This is a genomic window from Burkholderia sp. Ax-1720, from assembly GCF_011753035.1.
GTDB lineage: Bacteria > Pseudomonadota > Gammaproteobacteria > Burkholderiales > Burkholderiaceae > Burkholderia > Burkholderia gladioli.
Genome location: NZ_VWWK01000001.1, coordinates 72,045 through 92,803, shown reverse-complemented (window position 1 = coordinate 92,803; position 20,759 = coordinate 72,045). Strand labels below are relative to the sequence as shown.

General features: G+C 64.7%; 8 protein-coding genes. 4 read left to right on the top strand and 4 right to left on the bottom strand.

The features are described from left to right. Nucleotides 1-74 precede the first annotated feature (74 nt). Complete coding sequence (locus F3J18_RS00375) at nucleotides 75-15,104, bottom strand: non-ribosomal peptide synthetase (protein ID WP_166910643.1); 15,030 nt, start codon at nucleotides 15,102-15,104, stop codon at nucleotides 75-77. 307 nt (nucleotides 15,105-15,411) lie between these two features. Then, nucleotides 15,412-15,600: a hypothetical protein gene (locus F3J18_RS00370; RefSeq protein ID WP_166910641.1), complete on the bottom strand. Its 189-nt coding sequence runs from the start codon at nucleotides 15,598-15,600 to the stop codon at nucleotides 15,412-15,414. 141 nt (nucleotides 15,601-15,741) lie between these two features. Here F3J18_RS00370 and F3J18_RS00365 point away from each other — a divergent pair, with 141 nt between their 5' ends. Further along, nucleotides 15,742-16,893 (top strand): GGDEF domain-containing protein, encoded by a 1,152-nt coding sequence (locus F3J18_RS00365; RefSeq protein ID WP_166910639.1) that lies wholly within the window; start codon nucleotides 15,742-15,744, stop codon nucleotides 16,891-16,893. Between the two features lie 36 nt (nucleotides 16,894-16,929). Here the strand turns inward: F3J18_RS00365 and F3J18_RS00360 are convergent, their stop codons facing one another. Continuing rightward, on the bottom strand, nucleotides 16,930-17,649 hold the full coding sequence (locus F3J18_RS00360; RefSeq protein WP_205195231.1) for a helix-turn-helix domain-containing protein: 720 nt from the start codon (nucleotides 17,647-17,649) through the stop codon (nucleotides 16,930-16,932). A 162-nt stretch (nucleotides 17,650-17,811) separates the two neighbouring features. Between F3J18_RS00360 and F3J18_RS00355 the strand changes: the two genes are divergently transcribed. Then, nucleotides 17,812-18,567, top strand: coding sequence for an SDR family oxidoreductase (locus F3J18_RS00355; RefSeq protein ID WP_025101879.1), 756 nt, complete (start codon nucleotides 17,812-17,814; stop codon nucleotides 18,565-18,567). Here F3J18_RS00355 and F3J18_RS00350 read toward each other — a convergent pair. Beyond that, nucleotides 18,558-19,484: a LysR family transcriptional regulator gene (locus F3J18_RS00350; protein WP_166910637.1), complete on the bottom strand. Its 927-nt coding sequence runs from the start codon at nucleotides 19,482-19,484 to the stop codon at nucleotides 18,558-18,560. The genes F3J18_RS00355 and F3J18_RS00350 overlap by 10 nt on opposite strands. Nucleotides 19,485-19,588: 104 nt before the next feature. Here F3J18_RS00350 and F3J18_RS00345 point away from each other — a divergent pair, with 104 nt between their 5' ends. Together F3J18_RS00345 and F3J18_RS00340 are read left to right on the top strand one after the other, a co-directional pair. Continuing rightward, nucleotides 19,589-20,152 carry a heme-binding protein gene (locus F3J18_RS00345; RefSeq protein WP_166910635.1) on the top strand — a complete coding sequence of 188 codons (564 nt, stop codon included), beginning with the start codon at nucleotides 19,589-19,591 and terminating at the stop codon, nucleotides 20,150-20,152. Between the two features lie 174 nt (nucleotides 20,153-20,326). Further along, nucleotides 20,327-20,731, top strand: a complete 405-nt coding sequence (locus tag F3J18_RS00340) for a Fur family transcriptional regulator (RefSeq protein ID WP_013688971.1) — start codon at nucleotides 20,327-20,329, stop codon at nucleotides 20,729-20,731. Nucleotides 20,732-20,759: the final 28 nt, after the last annotated feature.

The window sequence follows — 20,759 nt, the reverse complement described above, 5'->3', positions numbered from 1 at the left end:
CAATGCGTTAGCCGTCGAGGGAGTTCAAGTCGATCTTCCTCGACGGCGCGATGCGTTCGCATCATCAGCTGCCGTCATGCATTCTCGGTAGCCATAGGCGAACCTGTCGACGCCTCTCCATTTTTCAAGCCCCGTTCGAGTGCGGCCGCAACGATCGGCCCGATCCTCGCGAGTGCCTGTGCGCTCATCATCGTTTCGTGCAGGCACTCGACTTCATGCGTCTCGATTCGGCCCTGCACATAGGGCTGCCATGCACTGACCTCGCGCTGTGGATAAGCAGCCGCCTGACTGAGCATGGCCCTCAGGAACAGCACATCGCCATGGAATATCTCCGGCACGAACATGCCGGCCAGGGCTGGTGCGATCTGGAATTGCCGCACGATCGATGCGAACGTCGGTTCGCTGATCGTCTGGAACATCGGATTGCTCCGCGCCAGGTGCGCTTTCAGCGTTGCTATCGTCAACGGTTCGGCGGTTCTCGGTTGCTGTGAATCCGAGAACGCTTGCATCAGCACCCTCATGACTTCCGCTTCCGTCGGCGAGGAAATAGCCTCGATCTCCGCCATCGGATAACCGTCGAGCATCGCGAGCAACGCTACGCTCTCGCCGGCGAGCTGTAGCTGCGTGGCAATCGCATGCGCGATATGGCAACCAAGCGACCAGCCGAGCAGATGATAAGGGCCGCTGGGCTGCACGCCGCGGATCTGCCGGACGTAATCCAGTGCCATCTCCTCGATCGACTCCACTTGTTCGTCCGCTTCCGCGAGTGCGCGCGCTTGCAGGCCATAGAGCGGACGATCCGGCAGATGGTGAGCGAGGCCCGCGTAAGGCCAGCTGAAACCGCCAGCCGGGTGGATGCAGAACAGCGGCGGTTTCGATCCCTGCGTCTGAATCGGCAGGAGCATGGCCAGCGCGTCGGACTGAACCGCCGTGTGTACTCGCGGCGCCAATTGCGAGACAGTCGGCGCCTCGAAGAGCGTGCGAATCGATACGTCGTGTCCGAATGCTTCACGCAGCCGCACGAGCATGCGGGTGGCCAGCAGCGAATGGCCGCCGAGCGCGAAGAAGTTGTCGTGCCGGCCCACGCGCTCGACGCCGAGCAGTTCGGCCCACAGCGCGGCGATGGTCTGCTCGGTTTCGCCTTGCGGCGCTTCGTATTGCGCCTGCGCGAACGCCTCGTCATCCGGCTCCGGCAACGCGCGACGGTCCACCTTGCCGTTCGGCGTCAGCGGCAAGGCGTCGAGCACGACGAACGCAGCCGGCACCATGTATTCCGGCAGCCGCGCAGCAAGGTGCTCGCGCAAGCCTCGAACAAGCTCGGTACGCGGCGCCGCGTCCTGCAGGCTCACATAAGCCAGCAAGCGAGCATTGCCCGCTGGATCCTGCCGGGCGACGACGATCGTCTCGCGCACCGCTTCGTGCGTGGCGAGCTGCGCCTCGATCTCCCCGGGTTCGACTCGGAAGCCACGGACCTTGACCTGCTCGTCGTTACGACCGAGGAACACGATGTTGCCGTCAGGTTGGTAGCGCGCGAGATCCCCCGTGCGATACATGCGCGCCTCGGCATCGCCCTCAGCACGCGCGAACGGATCCGCAAGGAAGCGTTGCGCGGTGAGATCCGGTCGATTGAGGTAGCCTCGCGCGACACCGGCACCGCCGATGTAGAGTTCGCCGACAGCGCCCAAGGGAACCAGTGCCTGGTTCTCATCGAGCAAGTAAATGCGCGTATTCGCGATCGGCTTGCCGATCGGATAAACCGAGTCGCCGGCAGACGGCTCGATCTCGCCCGAGGTCGCGACGACCGTGGTTTCGGTTGGGCCATAGTTGTTGACGATGCGCAGCGATGGCGGCAACCCAGAAGGCAGCGATGTCACACGATCGCCGCCGATCAGCAGCGATTTCAGCCCCGGCGGCAATTCAGATTGCATCGCCAGCAGCGCCAGCGGCGTGACGAGGAACGCGCAATCCATCGACTGCTGGCGCCACCAGTTCAACAACGCGGCAGCATCGGATGACAGCCCAGGCGGCGGCAGCAACAAGCTTGCGCCAGCACACAGCACGGGCCAAAGCTCCCACACGCTGGCGTCGAAGGCCAGGCTTGCGGTGGCTGGGACACGAGAGCCAGCTTTCAACTCGAAACGATCGATATGCCAGCTCACCAGGTTAGCGAGTTGGCGATGCTCGACCATGACACCCTTGGGCGTGCCAGTGGAACCTGACGTGTAGATCACATAGGCAAGATGCGATGAGTCCAGCCCGAGCGAGCGCGGCGGAAGATTGTCCGAACCCAGTTCATCCCATGGCGCGGAAGACACGCTCAAATCAACCATCACATGCTTGGCCAGACGCGCCTCGCCGAGCGCTTCACGTCCAAGCGCATCGGCCAGCATGACGGGCGGTGCCGCATCGTCGAGGATATGAGCGAGACGAGCACTCGAATAAGCCGGATCGATCGACAGATAAGCGCCGCCGGCCTTGAACACCGCGAGCAAAGCAACGACCATCGCGACGCTGCGCTGCGCGCATACGGCAACGGGAATATCCGGCCCGACGCCAAGCTCGACGAGATAGCGAGCGAGCCGATTGGCACGCGCATTAAGCTCGCCATAAGAGACATGCGCGTCACCCGCAACCAGCGCAATCGCCTCGCGCATTTGCCCTGCCCGATCCTCGACCAACTCATGGACACATCGATTCCGCGGATAATCCGCTCCCGTCGCATTCCACGTCTGCAGCAACAAGCGCCGCTCATCAGCATCGAGCAAATCGATCCGCTCGATCGGCTGCTCCTCGTCGCGCGCCATGGCGCGCAAGGCCGCAATCAAATATGCGCAATGACGCGCGATCGAGGCTTCCTCGAACAAGGCGGTGGCATAACGCAGCGCCCCGGATATCACCTGCCTATCGTCGAGCAGGTCGAGTTCGAGATCGAACTTCGCGCGATCGAACGCGCCGCCCACCGGCGTGAACGCCAGATCCGGCAATTCGATGGTTCGCATGTCGGTGTTCTGCCACGAGATCATCACCTGGAATATCGAGGTGTGAGCAAGCCGCCGTTGCGGCTTCACGATCTCCACGACCTGCTCGAACGGAAGATCCTGATGGTCCTGCGCGGCGACGACCGTCGATTGAACGCGGTCGAGCAGTTGCGCGACGGACGGCATGCCCGACAAATCGATGCGCAGTGCCAGGGTGTTTACGAACAGACCAACGACAGCCTCGAGCTCGGGTTTGGAGCGATTCGCGACCGGCGTGCCGATGACGACATCCTCCTGGCCCGCGAGGCGCCCCAGCACTGCCGCCCACGCCGCGGTGACGACCGCGAAGACAGTCGTGCCGCGTCGTGCAGCGAGTCGTCTCAAGTCCTGCGTGAGCATCGGGTCGAGCTCGAGCGGCAGGCGTGCCGCATCGAACTGCTGCTGCGCGGGACGAGGATGATCCGTCGGCAGATCCAACAGCGTCGGAATACCCGCCAGCGTTGTTTTCCAATAAACGGCTTCCCGTTCGCGACGCTCGGCGCCGAACCATTGGCGCTGCCAACTCACATAGTCGGGATACTGGATCGTCAGTGCGCCGAGCGGATCCGGGCGCTCCTCCGTCACGGCACGATAAAGCGCGCCGAGCTCCTTGACGAGCACCGCCAGGGACCATCCATCGCAGATGATGTGATGCAGGGTGAGCATGAGCGTATACTCGTTGGCGGCCAGCCTGACGAGACGCGCGCGCACCAGCGGCCCGCGTGCGAGATCGAACGCTTGCGTGGCTTCCTCCTCGCACAGACGCAACCATTCGTCTTGCGAAGCATCGAGTCTCGAGGACAAATCGTCCTCCCGCCAGGGCATGCCATCGTCGGCTGGGAGCAGTTCCGCGTCAGCGCCCTCGCCAGTTCCAGACGTGTCAAGAAATACCGTCCGCAACGCTTCGTGACGCGCCCATAACATGTCGAGGGCAAGACGCAATGCATTTATGTCCAACTTGCCGTCGATACGCAACACGAGTGGGACATGATAGATCGTGCTTGCACCATCGAAACCGCTTAGGAACATCATCCGCTGCTGGGCGAACGACAGAGGAAGGCGCGCGTCGCGAGCCACGCGAACGATCGAAGGCGCGACGCTTCGGCTTCCGGAGCCGATCGCCTGTGCAACCGCGCTCACGGTTGGATGATCGAACAATGAGGAAAGCGATAGATCCACCGCTTGCATCGCCCGCAAGCGATTCAACATCCTCACGGCAAGCAGCGAATGGCCGCCGAGCGCAAAGAAGTTGTCGTGTCGGCCAATGCGTTCGATGCCTAGCAGCTCGGACCAAAGCGCGGCGATGGTCTGCTCGGTTTCGCCTTGCGGTGCTTCGTATCTGGACTGGACGAAAGCGTCGTCGGCCGGCTCCGGCAGCGCGCGGCGGTCCAGCTTGCCGTTCGGCGTCAGCGGCAGCGTTTCAAGAACCACGAACGCGGCAGGCACCATGTATTCGGGTAGCCGAGCCGTCAAATGCTCGCGCAGGCTTCGGGCCAGTTCCTCGCGCGATGCCGATTCCTGAGGTGTCACGTAAGCCAACAATCGGGCATTGCCCGTCGGATCCTGCCGAGCGATGACGATCGCCTCGCGCACCGCTTCGTGCTTGGCGAGCTGCACCTCGATTTCGCCGAGCTCGATACGGAAGCCACGAATTTTGACCTGGTCGTCGTTGCGGCCGAGGAAGACGATATTGCCATCCGGCAGGTAGCGAGCCAGATCGCCCGTGCGGTACATCCTCGCTTCAGGATGACCGGCGGCACGCGCGAACGGATCGCCAAGGAATCGCTGCGCGGTGAGATCAGCGCGATTCAGGTAACCACGCGCGACGCCAACTCCGCCGATGTAAAGCTCGCCTATCGCACCCAACGGCACAGGTTCCTGATGCTCATCGAGCAGATAGATACGTGTGTTGGCGATGGGTTTGCCGATCGGAACGGCCTGCGCGTCAAAACCCGGGGGACAAGTAAACGCAGTGACGTCGATGGCCGCTTCGGTCGGGCCATAGAGATTGTGCAACTGCGCATGAGGCAGCCGCTCCAGGCATCGTCGCGCGATCGGAGCCGGCAAGGCCTCGCCGCTGCAGATGATTCGCGAGAGCGTCTTGCAGCGCGTCAGATCCTGCGCCTCCAGGAAGCCAGCGAGCATCGAGGGGACGAAGTGCAAGGTAGTGACGCCGTGCTTCGCGATGATCTCGGTCAGATAGTCGGCATCGCGATGCGCGCCGGGCTCGGCCATGACCAGCGTCGCGCCATTGGCCAGCGTCCAGAAGAACTCCCAAACCGATACGTCGAAGCTGAACGGGGTCTTCTGCAGCACGACATCTTGCCCACCGAGCCGATAAGCCTCCTGCATCCAGGTCAAACGATTGACCAACGCATCATGCTCGTTCTGCACGCCCTTGGGCATGCCGGTAGAGCCTGAGGTGTAGATCACATAGGCGAGATGGCGTGGATTCAATCCAAGCGCGCTCGGCGAGAGCGGATCGGAAGAGAGCTTATTCCAAGGCGCAGATGCGGCACTCACATCGATCAATCCCTGCTCGACCAGCTTCTCATCGCCGAGCGCATCGACAAGAGCCTCGCGCCCCGTCGCATCAACCAGCACGACAGCAGGCGCGGAATCGGAAACGATATGCGCGATGCGCGGGCCCGGATAAGCAGGATCGATCGGCACATAAGCCCCGCCCGCCTTGAGGATGCCAATCAGCGAAACAACCATCGCCGTGCTGCGTTCGAGACAAACGGCAACAAGCGCATCGGGACCAACGCCCAGATCGACCAGATACCGAGCAAACCGATTCGCACGCGCATCGAGTTCGGCATAAGACAGCCGCTCATCACCGGCAATCAACGCGGTAGCCTTGGGCGTGCGCCGAACCTGCGCCTCGAAAAGCCCATGCAGATACTGATTCCGATCGTAAGGCGAATCCGTCGCGTTCAGCGTATCGATCAGCAAGGCCCGTTCGTCACTCGACACGAGTTCGATCCCCCGAGCCGACACGCTATCGTCCTCGCACGCGTGCTCGATAAAATCAAGCAAACGTCCCGCATGCCGCTCGACAGATTCCGAATCGAATGCATTGCCGTTGTATCGGAGCTCGATATCGATCGGCGCGCTCCTGCCGAACTGGGTAAACAGGAACGAGAGGCCATGCTCGGGCCCGGACAACCACTGAACATGCGCGGGCTGGCCGCCCACTTCAACGGGATGGCGCAGGAACAGGGTATTGACGCTGATCTCGATATGCCGGGGATCGAACCCGTAACGCCTAACCATCTCGCCGAACGGAAATCGTCCGTGCTGCATCACGTCCTTGAATGCATCGCGAATTCCGTTCAACGTCGCCGAAAGGGGAATATCGCCCTGCCCGATCGATACCGGAAGCGGAATGACCTTGGCGAACTGCCCCGGAATATCGAGCGCTTCCCGAGTTCGGTTCAGGAACGACACGCCGAGTACCGTGCTCCTTTCACCCGTGACCCGCATCAGATACAGAGCGGTCAACGCGGTCAGGCATTCCGCTGGCGACAACGAGAGCTTCCGCGCAGCGTTCAGGACCCGCTCTTGCAGCGTCCGCGGAAACACCTTGCGCAAGGATCGAACCACGCCGCGTGCATCCACGGGGTGAGCATGGTCGGCCACGAGCGTTACCAATGGCTGCCCGTCGATTCGCGCGCATGCCGATTGCCAGAACGCGGCGTCGCGCTCGTAGGTCGGCGAGCAGAGATAACGTTCGTCGAGCGACAAGGTATCGAGAAAGATCCGATCCATGTCGAACGTGCGGGCCGGGTCGCTCTCGAGCGCGGCGTAGTTCCTGCCGATGCGCTCGAAGTATCGAATCGCAGACCATCCGTCGTTCTGCACATGAGGCGAGCGCAACGCCACCAGCACGCTACCAGGAGAGTCGAACACGGCGACGGCACCGGACTTGTCGCGCGGATCCTCGTTGAGCTTCTCATGCCACTCGATCACCGCCCGTCGCATCGCTTCGTCGGTCATCGTCGTTGGTTCGACGAAATGCTGGAAGCGTGTCGTCGGCATGGGCGACTCGCATTGCAGGCCAGCGTCGGAGACTTGAAGCCAGAACGCCTGGTTTTGAGCGATCAAAGCGCGCGAGGCAGCAACCAGACGCATTCGATCGACCTCCGGCGCGCAGCGCATGGCCGCGACCGAGAAGAACGACGTCCCCGGCCGGGCCGCCTGCTCCTGCAGCCAGACTGCCTGCTGCGCCGGCGAGAGCGCGTACCAGGTTCCCGCCGGGCTGCCCGGGCGGTCGATCAGACGCGAGACATCCGGGCCCGACGCCGCGGCCCTCGCACTGGCGACGCCGGCATCCCAAAGCTCGTCCACCACCGCATCGGGCCGCTGTACGCTTTTCGCCAGGAAGCGCAGGAACAGTTCGATCAGCGCATCGATGCTCTCGGCGTCGAACAGATCGGCGCTGTATGAGACGTCCGCACTGAGATACTCACCCGCGTCCAGGAACACGACGGCTAGATCGGCACCTCGCGCCATGCGCGTGCGCGGAATGGCTTCGATCGTCACGTCGGCGATCGTCTCGCGAGTCTTTCCAGGGCCTTGCTGGAACTGGCAAAACACCTGAAAGATCGGATCGTGGGAGGACGCGCGCGGTGGATTGACGGCAGCCACCACGTCGGCGAACGGCAGTTCGCTCGCCTCGAGTGCGGAAAGAAGTTCACGCGAGGTCGCGAGCAAATGACTCGCGACGGAGGCGGTTCGATCCAGCCGATGGCGCAGCGGCAGTGTGTTGACGAACAGGCCGACCATATCCTCGGTGGCGGCATGCGTTCTCCCTTCGGCCACCGTGCCTATCACGATGTCGCGGCTGCGCGCGAGTTGCGCGCAAGCGATCGCGAGCGTGGTCTCCAGCACGATAAAGGGCGTGACCTTGTATGCCGTGGCGATCCGTCGGATCCCTTGCACCAGATCCGGCGCGAGCATGCGTTCGATCCGTCCCGCGCGGTCCGACAATTTGTCCGGCCTTGGCCGGTCAGCGGGTAGATCCAGGTAGACAGCCGCACCAGCGAGACGCTCCCGCCAGGTCTGCCGCAATTGAGCGAGACGCTCGACATCGACCTGTCTTGTCGTCCAGGCTGCATAGTCCCGGTACTGCAGCGCCAACGGGGCCAGCGCTGGCGGTTCGTCGGCGGCCAGCGCGGCATACGCCTGCCGGAAATCGCGCCAGACGATGTTCCAGGACGCGGCGTCCATCGCGATGTGATGAATCGCGATCATCAGGATCGCGCGCTGCGGTGACTCGACAAACAGCGTCGCGCCGAAGACCGGCCCTCGGAAGCAGTCGAGATGCCTGGCGGCTTCCGATTGCGCGATCGGCATCGCGTCGTCCCCGGCCACTTCGCGGCGCTCGAGGCGGAAGAGTGCCGAGCGCCCGATGACCGGCACGAACGACCCGGTGGCCTCGTCGTCCGCATAATGCGTGCGCAGGATCTCGTGACGCTCGACCACCGCGCGCAAGGCACGATCCAGCACATCCTCGCGCACGCGCCCCGACAGGATGAAAAGACGCGATGAGTTGAGCATCGCGCCACGCGTGCCACCCGCTTCGATCGCGAGCACCCGTTCCTCGGCCAAGGACAGCGGCATCGTCACATTGCGGTCGATGCGAACGAGATCATGAGCGCGTTCTGACGACGTCACATCCGCGAGTGCGAGAGCCAGTTCCGCGAGCGTCGGTGCTTCGAACACCTTTCGCAGCGGCAGGGACTTTCCGGTTGCATTGACGATGCGCGAAATCATTCGGATCGCGACGAGCGAATGGCCGCCGAGCGCGAAAAAATTGTCGTATCGGCCGATGCGTTCGATGCCTAGCAGGTCTGACCAAAGCGCGGCGATGGTCTGCTCGGTTTCGCCTTGCGGTGCTTCGTATCGAGACTGGACGAAGGCGTCGTCGGCGGGCTCCGGCAGCGCGCGGCGGTCCAGCTTGCCGTTCGGCGTCAGCGGCAGCGTTTCAAGAACCACGAACGCGGCAGGCACCATGTATTCGGGTAGCCGAGCCGTCAAATGCTCGCGCAGGCTTCGGGCCAGTTCCTCGCGCGATGCCGATTCCTGAGGTGTCACGTAAGCCAACAATCGGGCATTGCCCGTCGGATCCTGCCGAGCGATGACGATCGCCTCGCGCACCGCTTCGTGCTTGGCGAGCTGCACCTCGATTTCGCCGAGCTCGATACGGAAGCCACGAATTTTGACCTGGTCGTCGTTGCGGCCGAGGAAGACGATATTGCCATCCGGCAGGTAGCGAGCCAGATCGCCCGTGCGGTACATCCTCGCTTCAGGATGACCGGCGGCACGCGCGAACGGATCGCCAAGGAATCGCTGCGCGGTGAGATCAGCGCGATTCAGGTAGCCACGCGCGACTCCAACCCCGCCGATGTAAAGCTCGCCTATCGCACCCATGGGCACAGGTGCCTGACGCTCATCGAGCAGATAGATACGCGTGTTGGCGATGGGTTTGCCGATCGGAACGGCCTGCGCATCGAAATCCGGAGGACAAGTAAACGCAGTGACATCGATGGCCGCTTCGGTCGGGCCATAGAGATTGTGCAACTGCGCATGAGGCAGCCGCTCCAGGCATCGTCGGGCGATCGGAGCCGGCAAGGCCTCGCCGCTGCAGATGATTCGCGAGAGCGTCTTGCAGCGTGTCAGATCCTGCGCCTCCAGGAAGCCAGCGAGCATCGAGGGGACGAAGTGCAACGTGGTAACACCGTGCTTCGCGATGATCTCGGTCAGATAGTCGGCATCGCGATGCGCGCCGGGCTCGGCCATGACCAGTGTGGCGCCATTGGCCAGCGTCCAGAAGAACTCCCAAACCGATACGTCGAAGCTGAATGGGGTCTTCTGCAGCACGACATCTTGCCCACCGAGCCGATAAGCCTCCTGCATCCAGGTCAGGCGATTGACCAACGCATCATGCTCGTTCTGCACGCCCTTGGGCATGCCGGTGGAGCCTGAGGTGTAGATCACATAGGCGAGATGGCGTGGATTCAATCCAAGCGCGCTCGGCGAGAGCGGATCGGAAGAGAGCTTATTCCAAGGCGCAGATGCGGCACTCACATCGATCAATCCCTGCTCGGCCAGCTTTTCATCGCCGAGCGCATCGACAAGAGCCTCGCGCCCCGTCGCATCAACCAGCACGACAGCAGGCACGGAATCGGAAACGATATGCGTGATGCGCGGCCCCGGATAAGCAGGATCGATCGGCACATACGCCCCGCCTGCCTTGAGGATGCCAATCAGCGAAACAACCATCGCCGTGCTGCGTTCGAGACAAACGGCAACAAGCGCATCGGGACCAACGCCCAGATCGACCAGGTACCGAGCAAACCGATTCGCGCGCGCATCGAGTTCGGCATAAGACAGCCGCTCATCACCGGCAATCAACGCGGTAGCCTCGGGCGTGCGCCGAACCTGCGCCTCGAAAAGCCCGTGCAGATACTGATTCCGATCGTAAGGCGCATCCGTCGCGTTCAGCGTATCGATCAGCAGCGCTCGCTCATCCTCGGGCACCACCTGCAGATGATCGAGCGAGCCGGATCCCGCATCGAGTGCATCCGCCAATTGCTCCAACGCATGCTGCATGTACGCGCATATCCTGTCGGGCAGTTCCGGCACGATGACCTGCGCGGCAAACTCCAGCGCATCGCCGTAATCCTCGACGGACAGCGTCAACGGATAGTTCGTCCGCTCATGCGCCTCCAGCAGTTCGACATCGCGCGGCCATTGCGAAGGAGCATCGAGACGCACGTTATGGCGGTAATTCAGCAGCGCGCTGAAAAGCGGCGCGTTCGCGCCGATCCCGCTGCATCGCTGCGCCAGCGCCAGCGATGCGTGCTCGTGTGCCAGCAGGCCGGCGAGCCGTATCTGTGTATCGCGAACCGCCGCTCGCACATCGGTCGCGTCGATATCGATGCGCAGCGGCAGCGTATTGATGTACAGGCCCATGGTGCGATCGCTGCCGGCACCAGCCGCCATGCGCCCGAACAACACCGTTCCGAACACGACCTGCTTCTGCCCGCTGGTGCGTGCCAGAACCATCGCCCAAGCGAGATGACACATAGTCGCGAGGCTCACGCCGATGGTTCTCGACAGCGCGCGCAACCGTGCATCGAGCTCGGCCGCCACGATTCGACGCGCTTCGTACACCGGCGCCATGTGGTCACGTGCAAGCGCGAGGCCGAATGGAAGCGTGGGCGTATCGACGTCGCCCAGCATCTTGCTGAAGAACGCTTCGTGAGCACTGGCGGCCAACCCCAGCCTGGCGTGCGCGACCAGGTTGCGATAGGGCTGCGGTTCGGGAAGAAGATGAGCCTGCCCGTCGATCGTCGCCTGGACTTCCTCGTTCAGGATCGCGAGGGTGGAATGGTCGCCGACGAGGTGATGAAGCAGCATGATCGCCTGCCAGCGCCCTCCCGCCTCTTCGGCAACCACGAAGCGCAGCAGCGGCGCCTGCGCCAGGTCCATCCTGTAGCGCGCCGGATGGATGCGATCCTGCAACTGCTTCGCGATTGGCTCGCCGTTGCCGTCGAGGGCAAGCTCGCTCACCTCGACACTCGCCTGCCGCAGGACGACCTGCACCGGCGAGCCCAGCCCTTCCCACAGCACGGCGGTGCGCAGGATGTCGTGCCGCTCGACGAGGCCCGCTATCGCGTGGAGGTAGCGATCGAGCGCCGCGCGATCGGCAAAGGCCAGATGCGCGCTCAACAGATAGGGATCGCCGTGCGTGCTGAGAACATGGTGAAACAGGATGCCGTCCTGCAACGGCGAAAGCGAGTAGATATCCTGGATGTTCGCGATACCGCCTGGAACCTGGGCGACGATGCGATCGATATCGGCTTGTGACAGATCGGCGAGCGGCAGGAGATCGGGCGTGATGGCTCGCGTGTCGGGGCCGATCCGGTTCTCCGGAACCACGACTTCACGCGATTGACCGAGCGTGGCGGAAAGCGCGGCAAGTGCCGGTTGCTCGAACAAGTCGCGGATGGCGAGCGTCAAGCCGATCTGGCGCAGACGCTCGATAAGCTGAACGGCCAACAGAGAATGGCCGCCGAGCGCGAAGAAGTTGTCGTGCCGACCCACGCGCTCGACGCCGAGCAGTTCGGCCCACAGCGCGGCGATGGTCTGCTCGGTTTCGCCTTGCGGCGCTTCGTATTGCGCCTGCGCGAACGCCTCGTCATCCGGCTCCGGCAACGCGCGACGGTCCACCTTGCCGTTCGGCGTCAGCGGCAAGGCGTCGAGCACGACGAATGCAGCCGGCACCATGTATTCCGGCAACCGTGCTGCAAGGTGCTCGCGCAAGCCTCGAACAAGCTCGGCACGCGGCGCCGCGTCCTGCAAGCTCACGTAAGCCAGCAAGCGAGCATTGCCCGCCGGATCCTGCCGAGCGACGACGATCGCCTCGCGCACCGCCTCGTGCGTGGCGAGCTGCGCCTCGATCTCCCCGGGTTCGACTCGGAATCCGCGAATCTTGACCTGCTCGTCGTTACGACCGAGGAACACGATGTTGCCGTCTGGCTGGTAGCGCGCGAGGTCGCCGGTTCGATACATTCGCGCCTCGGCATCACCCTCAGCACGCGCGAACGGATCCGCAAGGAAGCGTTGCGCGGTGAGATCGGGGCGATTGAGGTAGCCTCGCGCGACACCGGCACCGCCGATGTAGAGTTCGCCGACAGCGCCCAAGGGAACCAGTGCCTGGTTCTCATCGAGCAAGTAAATGCGCGTATTCGCGATCGGCTTGCCGATCGGATAAACCGTATCGCCGGCAGACGGCTCGATCTCGCCCGAGGTCGCGACGACCGTGGTTTCGGTTGGGCCATAGTTGTTGACGATGCGCAACGATGGCGGCAACCCAGAAGGCAGCGACGTCACACGATCGCCGCCGATCAGCAGCGATTTCAGCCCCGGCGGCAATTCAGACTGCATCGCCAGCAGGGCCAGCGGCGTGACGAGGAATGCGCAATCCATCGACTGCTGGCGCCACCAGTTCAACAACGCGGCAGCATCGGATGACAGCCCCGGCGGCGGCAGCAACAAGCTTGCGCCAGCACACAGCACGGGCCAAAGCTCCCAAACGCTGGCGTCGAAGGCCAGGCTTGCGGTGGCTGGGACACGAGAGCCAGCGTGCAGCTCGAAGCGATCGATATGCCAAGTCACGAGATTCGAGAGTTGGCGATGCTCGACCATCACACCCTTGGGCGTGCCAGTGGAACCTGACGTGTAGATCACATAGGCAAGATGCGATGATTCCAGCCCGAGCGAGCGCGGCGGAAGATCATCTGAAGGCAAGTCATCCCACGGCGCAGAAGACACGCTCAAGTCAACCATCACATGCTTGGCCAATCGTGCCTCGCCAAGCGCGTCACGCCCAACCGCGTCGGCCAGCATGACGGGTGGTGCCGCATCATCGAGGATATGAGCGAGGCGCGCACTCGAATAAGCGGGATCGATCGACAAGTACGCGCCACCCGCCTTGAACACCGCAAGCAACGCAACAACCATCGCGACGCTTCGCTCAGCACACACGGCAACCGGAATATCCGGTCCAACGCCGAGCTTGACGAGATAGCGAGCAAGCCGATTCGCACGCGCATTGAGCTCGCCATAGGTCAACCGCTCATCGCCAGCAACCAGTGCAATCGCCTCGGGCATCTGCCCTGCCCGATCCTCGACCAACTCATGGACACATCGATTCCGCGGATAATCCGCTCCCGTCGCATTCCACGTCTGCAGCAACAAACGCCGCTCGTCGGCATCGAGCAAATCGATCCGCTCGATCGGCTGCTCCGGATCCGCCAGCGCCGCCTCGATGAAGTGCAGCAAGCGCTTCCGATGCGCCTGCACGCTGGCGTCGTCGTAAAGCTCGGCGTTCGCATCCACATGCAGCGTGCAGCAGGGATCGCGGGGATTGCCCGTCACGGTCACCGCGAAATCGTTGACCAAGCCATTGGCGAGCGCGTGCAAGGTCGCGCGACCGTCATCGAACTCCCAGCGGTTGTCGTAGGGAACGATATTGATGCGCGGGCCGAACACCGGCCCGGCGAACGCACCGCGCATCTGCCTGATCTCCTTCACGCGGAACTGCTGGTGCTTCATGTGCGCGAAGACTTCGGTGCTCACCTGGCGCGTCAGCTCCGTCAGCGTCGTGCCCGGCGTGATGCCCAGCCGCATCGGCAGGATATTGGCGAACATGCCGGGCAGCGCACGCGTCTCCTTGCTGCGCGCTGAAACCGGAAAATCGAACACGGTTACACGGCCGTTGCTCATCCGGTAGAGATAGGCCGCCACGATGGCGGTGAGCACGAGCGGCCACTTCGCGATCCGCGTCTCGATCTGGTCGAGCTGGTCGATGAATGCAGCGGGAAGCGGCGCCGATGCCCGATTGAAGGAACCGCTCGCGCGGGGCGCCGCACCGACGATCGTCTCCGTGGCAGGCAAGGCATGGACGTAGTCCTGCCAATACTGGCGGTCGCTCGCGTAGCGCGGCGAGGACCGATACGCGCGATCGCCGCTCATCATCAGATCGATCGCCCCGAAGTCCGCCTCGGGAACCGGCGCCTGCCGCATCAGCGCCGTGTAGATCGCGGCCACCCGGCGCGTCGCGAGCGGGATGCTGGCGCCATCCATCACGATATGGTGATAGCGCTGGTACCAGACATGCCGCTGGTCTCCCAGCTTGAACAGCGTTTGACTGAACAGCCTGCCGGAGAGGACATCGTAGGGACGATTCGATTCGGCCTGCATCGCGCTCCAGCAAGCCGCGAATGGATCGTCCTCGCGCGAGACGTCGATGAACGTCGGTTCGAAGGAATCTCCGCCAGCTTCGAATTGAACCGGCCCCGACGATGTTTCAAGGAAACGGAAATGCAGGATCCGGGCTTCCTCGATGAAACGGCGCACCGCCGCCTCGAAAGCCGGGTAATGGATCGCCCCCCCGATATCCACATAAGCGCGGCTGTCGAACAAGGGATTGTCGGGCTCGCGTTGCTGCGAAAACCACATTTCCAATTGCGCCGCGGTGAGTTCCAGAATTTCCTGAGGGTTTTTGGCGTTCAAAATTATCCTCGTCATTATTTAGCGCGGGCAATGCGCCACGGCAGCGCGGGAATTATTGGCGGTTGCCCATGCAATATCATCGAGCGTTTGATAAATCGAAAAACCGGGCTGATTCCCGCCGATTTCACGGCAATTCGTGGGTGGACATAGCCGATCGCCCAGGCAGGACCAACCGAGCCGGGCATGAAAGCCCGGCTCGGTTTTTCGATTTACCTGGATTGAATATTCCGTCTACGGAAAGATTTGAAACATACTGTATCACGACGATGACAAGGAAATTACCCCGTGCATACCGATACATTTGAAATCAGGCACCATCAATAACAAATGGCACCTTTGATTTGAATTTCAGTAATGGTGAAAATAATCGCCGCTCAATTTCAATTCCATCGACCAATTCGACCGTCCTGATCGCCGCGCCGCGGGCGGCCACGCGGCACGCCGCCATCGTTTCAATCCGGCCCCACGCGATACCGCGAAGCCGCCGCTCGATCACGGCACAGCCGAAACGACTGCCGCTCCCCGCGATGGATTGCGCCCCTCACGCCTGAAATTTGAACATCACGGAGTTGTCGAACGTTCAGCGTAAAATGCCGCCAGCCGCCGCGACACACCGGCGTAGGCCTTTACGTCAGTAATGCACGTCGACCTTCTTACCCTATATTTCCTCGCGATCGGAACGCTGTTCGCCAGTGCCGGACTGACGTTCTGGGAGCACCAGGCTCATCCCCATCGCAGCAAGGCATTGCGGATCCTGGCCGCCGGCTACACCACGCTCGGCGTGGGCTGCGCCGTGGTGCTGGTGCGCCGCGCCATGCCCGGCGCGTCGGGCGCCGTGCTCAGCAACCTGGTGATCCTCGGCGGCTACCTGCTGATCCTGGGCGGGGTGGCGGCGCTGAACGGCCGCCGCGCGACGCGCGTGGCGATCGGCGTGCTGGCGGTGGACGCGCTGGCCTGGGCGATCTGCTGGACGCGCTGGGCGGACTTGATGTGGTACTACATCAGCGCCCTGCCGATCGCCTTCGTGAGCGGCATGACCACCCGCGAACTGCTGCGCTGCGAGGGCATGAAGGCCCTGCAGGCGCGCCGCATCGCGATCCTCGTCACCGGCCTGCATGCGCTGTTCTATATTGCGCGGGCGCTGGTGCTGCCCTGGCTGGCGCAGCGCTACGGCATGCCGCTGGTGATGCTGGCGAGCCAGGCCACGCTCTACGAGGGCGTGCTGTATTCCGTGATCCTGCCGATGACGCTGCTGCGGCTGATCCGCGAGGAAACCCATGGCCGCCTGCTGCGCGAGGCCCAGACCGACTACCTGACGCGCCTGGGCAATCGCCGCTGGTTCTTCGAGGAAGGCACGCGGGCGATCCAGGCGGCCGGCGGCAAGCTGCCGTTCGCCGTGCTGGCGCTCGACCTCGACCAGTTCAAGCGCATCAACGACCGTTACGGCCATCACACCGGCGACGAGGTGCTGAAATCGTTTGCGGAGGTGGCGCGCACCGTGTTGGGGTCCGAAACGATCCTGGCGCGCATCGGCGGCGAGGAATTCGCGGCGCTGCTGTCGAGCTACGACGCCTCGCGCGCCGCGGAACTCGGCGAGTACGTCGCGCAGCGCTTCGCCGAGACGATCGCCGCCAAGATCGACGGCATCGACATCCAGGCCACCGTCAGCATCGGCCTGGCGCGCTACGAGGCGAACTCGGTGCCGGCCCTGGCCGAGATGCTGGCCGCCGCCGACGCCGCGCTCTACACGGCGAAATCGCTCGGCGGCAACCGGCTGGTGCAGGGCTAGGCGCACCGCCTGGAGCCGCCGCCCGCTGCCTGGGCACTAGCACTTCACCAGGTCGAACAGCTCGCGCATCGAACGCCGCGCCAGATGGCGCATCAAGGAAGGATCGAGCCGATCGGCCGGCCCGCTCGCGCCGAGCGCGGCCACCATGCGTCCCCGCAACCGCAAGGGCAGCGCGAAGCAATTGAGCCGCGCCTGCGAGGCCTGCAGGTCGAACGCGAAACCCTGCTCGCCGATCGTCGGCAACTCGCTATCGAGCGCCGCCGGCAAGGCGCCGGCCTGGCGCAGCCGTCGAGCCAGCGCCGGCGTATGCGCCAGGAATATCTTGCCGATCGCGGACGTCGTCAGCGCATCGCGCCGCTCGTTGACGGGCTGGTCCAGCGCGCGACCCTCGCCGTCGAGCGCATCGAGCGTCAGGTAGGCCCGCGTCCCGCACGGCACCGCCAGGAAGCAGTTCTCGCCGCACAAGGCGTTGAAGGCCCGCAGCGCCGGCACGAAGGCCTCGCGCAGGCGCGCGCCTTGCGGCAGCAGCGGCCGGACGGTCGCCGCCAGTCGCAGGCCCAGCGCGTAGCGATGCCGCTCGCGCGTCACGTAGCCCATCTCGACCAGCGTATCGAGCACGCCATGCGCGGTGCTCTTGCTCAGGCCCGTCGCCGCCGCGATCTCCATCAGCCGCGCCGAGCCGCCCTGCGCGCTCAGCGCCTCGAGCAGCGCCATCGCCCGCTGCACCGATTGAATTGCCTTGCCGCCACGTTCCATCCCGCTTCCTCTCTTGCATCCGCTCCGGCCTTTATACCGGGTTTGCGCACCCGCGCGTTCGGCCCTGCCGAACTTTCGCCGCTATTTGCCGCGAGGCGCCCGCCACGCGCGCGGCGTCGCTTATCGTCCTCGCCTCTGCTCCCCATCGACAAGGATATCGACATGGATCTTCAACTGACTGGCGCAAACGTCCTGATCAGCGGCGGCACGCGCGGCATCGGCCGGGCGATCGTCGAGGGCTTTCTCGCCGAGGGCGCGCGGGTGGGCTTCTGCGCGCGCGGCGCGGCCGGCGTGCAGGCCGCCCAGGCCGAACTCGGCGAACGGGCCTTCGGGCAGGTCGTCGACATCGCCGATGCCGCCCAGGTGAGCGCCTGGGTCGAGGCGGGCGCGGCGCGGCTGGGCGGGATCGACGTGATCGTGCCCAACGTCAGCGCGCTGGCCGGCGGCAACGGCCAGCTCGAAAGCTGGCGCCGCGGCTTCGACACCGACCTGCTCGGCACGGTCAGCTTCGTCAATGCCGCGCTGCCCTACCTGCGTCGCTCGCCATCGCCCGCGGTGGTGCTGATCTCGAGCGTGTCGGGACGCGAGATCGACGATTTCGCCGAACCCTACGGCGTCCTGAAGGCTGCCCTGGTCCACTACGGCAAGACGCTGTCGGCGCGCCACGCTCGCGAGGGCATCCGCGTCAACACCGTCTCGCCCGGCAACATCCATTTCGAGGACGGCGTGTGGGGCCGGCGCGAACGCGAGGATCCGGCCGGCTTCGCGCGCGCCCTGGCCGCCAACCCGATGGGCCGCATGGGCCGCCCCGAGGAAGTGGCGAAGGCCGCCGTGTTTCTCGCCAGCCGCGCCGCCGGCTTCACGACCGGCACCAACCTGCTGGTCGACGGCGGCCTCACGCGCGGCGTTCAGTTCTGAACCGGGAGGCGGGTGGCCAGGCCGCCGTCGATGTCGGCCAGCGCGGCCGCCAGCGCGTCGACGAACAGCGCCACCTTGCGCGAGCGGCTGCGGCTGACCGGGTGGATCGCATAAAACGCCACCGGCTCGGGCTCGAACGCGTCGAGCACGGTCAGCAGCCGCCCCGCATCGAGATGCCCGGCCACTTCCCACCAGGATTTCTGCGCCAGGCCGAGCCCCGCCAACGCCCAGGACACCGGCAGCTCCGAGTGGTTCGCGACCAGCGCGCCCGTCACGCGCAGCTTGCGCGCCGCCGCGCCCTGGCCGAAGCGCCAGTCGGCGTGGCGATGCGGCTCGCTGTTGAAGACCAGGCAGCGATGCGCGGCCAGCTCGTCGGGGCTGCCCGGCCGGCCGTGGCGCGCGAGATAGGCCGGGCTGGCCACCACCACGCGCCGCGTCTCGAACAGGCGGCGCCCGATCAGCGGCGTGTCGACCACCGGGCCGCCGCGCACGGCGACGTCGAAACCCTCGGCGACGATGTCGGCGAAGCGGTCGTCGAGCGTCAGGTGGATGCCGATCTCGGGATACTGGCCGGCGAAACGCTCGATGAACGGCGAGATCCACTGCCGGCCGAGCGGCGTCGGCGCCGTCACGCGCAGGATGCCGTGTGCCGAGGCGGCGCTGTCGACCACCCGGCTCTCCAGCGTCTGCCATTCGTCGAGCAGGCGGCTGGCCTCCTGGAAATAGGCCGTGCCGGCCTCGGTCAGCGCCTGGCGCCGCGTGGTGCGCAACAGCAGGGGCACGCCCAGGCGCTTCTCGAGCCCCTTCACGCGATCGGCCACCACCGAGGGCGCCAGCCCGAGGCGCCGCGCGGCCGCGGAAAAACTCCCGTGCCGCACGACTTCGACAAAGATTTCCAGCTCGGTGAAGGCATGCATCGATTTCGCGGATTCTCCGGTAAGTCTTCGCGAAATTACCTCATTTTTCGCGAACGGGTCGCATCGCAAAATCGGGCGCATCATCCATCCACGCCCGGAGGCCCATGAATCCCGCCACCCTCGCCCGCCGCGCGACATCGCTCGCCGCCGCCAGCCTGCCGCTGCTCGCGGCGCTCGCCTGCCTCGCCCCCACTGCCCGCGCCGCCCGCGTTGACGACGCGCCGCTGATCACCACCCAGAAGCTGCGCTGGCAGACCGCCCAGGCGCTCGCCGCCGAGGCCGTGCGCGTATGCGCCGCCGACGGTTATTCGGTCACCGCCACCGTGGTCGATCCTTCCGGCCACGCGCAGGCGGTGGTGAAGGGCGACACGGTTCCGCTGCAGTCGCTGTCGGTCTCGTATCGCAAGGCCTACACGGCCTTCTCCTACGGCATGACCTTCAACCTCGACACCACCAGCCAACTGATCGCCGCCAAGGTGACCGGGCCGCTCGACGGCGCGGTGCTGGCCACCGAGCCCGAGGTGCTGTTCATCCCGGGCGGCGTGACCTTGCGCCGGGCCGATCGCGGCGTGATCGGCGGCATCGGCGTGTCCGGCGCGCCGGGCGGCGACAAGGACGAAGCCTGCGCGCAGGCCGCCGTCGCCAAGTACCAGGACCGCTTCCGCTGAACGTCGCGCCGGTGCCCGACCGCGCGCACCGGCCTTCCCCTTTCCCGCCTTTGTCTCGCCCCTCCCGTCACACGGCACCCTACGCGTCGCCCCGAGATGATATAACATATCATTTTCGTATCCCGCATCGCATCCCGCCGTCGCGATGCCCGAGGCCGGCCCCGGAGGATTCCCATGCGATTGACCGTCAACCAGCAGCGCGTGCTGGCCGCCCTCAGGCAGGCGGCCGGTCCGCTCAGCGCCTACGCGCTGCTGGCGCGGCTGCGCGAGCAGGGTTTCAGCGCGCCGGCCCAGGTCTACCGGGCGCTGGAGCGGCTCACCGCGCAAGGCCTGGTGCACCGGCTCGAATCGCTGAACGCCTACCTGGCCTGCCGGCAGACGGCCGCCTGCGGGCCCGGCCTGCGCGCCTTCGCGATCTGCGACGAATGCGGGCAGGTCGACGAATTCGTCGACCCGGAAGTCGGCCGCTGCCTGGGGCACTGGATGCGCGAGCACGCATTCTCCCTGCGCCAGGCCGCCATCGAGCTTCACGGCCAGTGCGCGGCCTGCGGCGCACGTGAACAGGCCACGCACGGCTGAGTCGCCATCGAGCGAAGCCAGCGCGCGC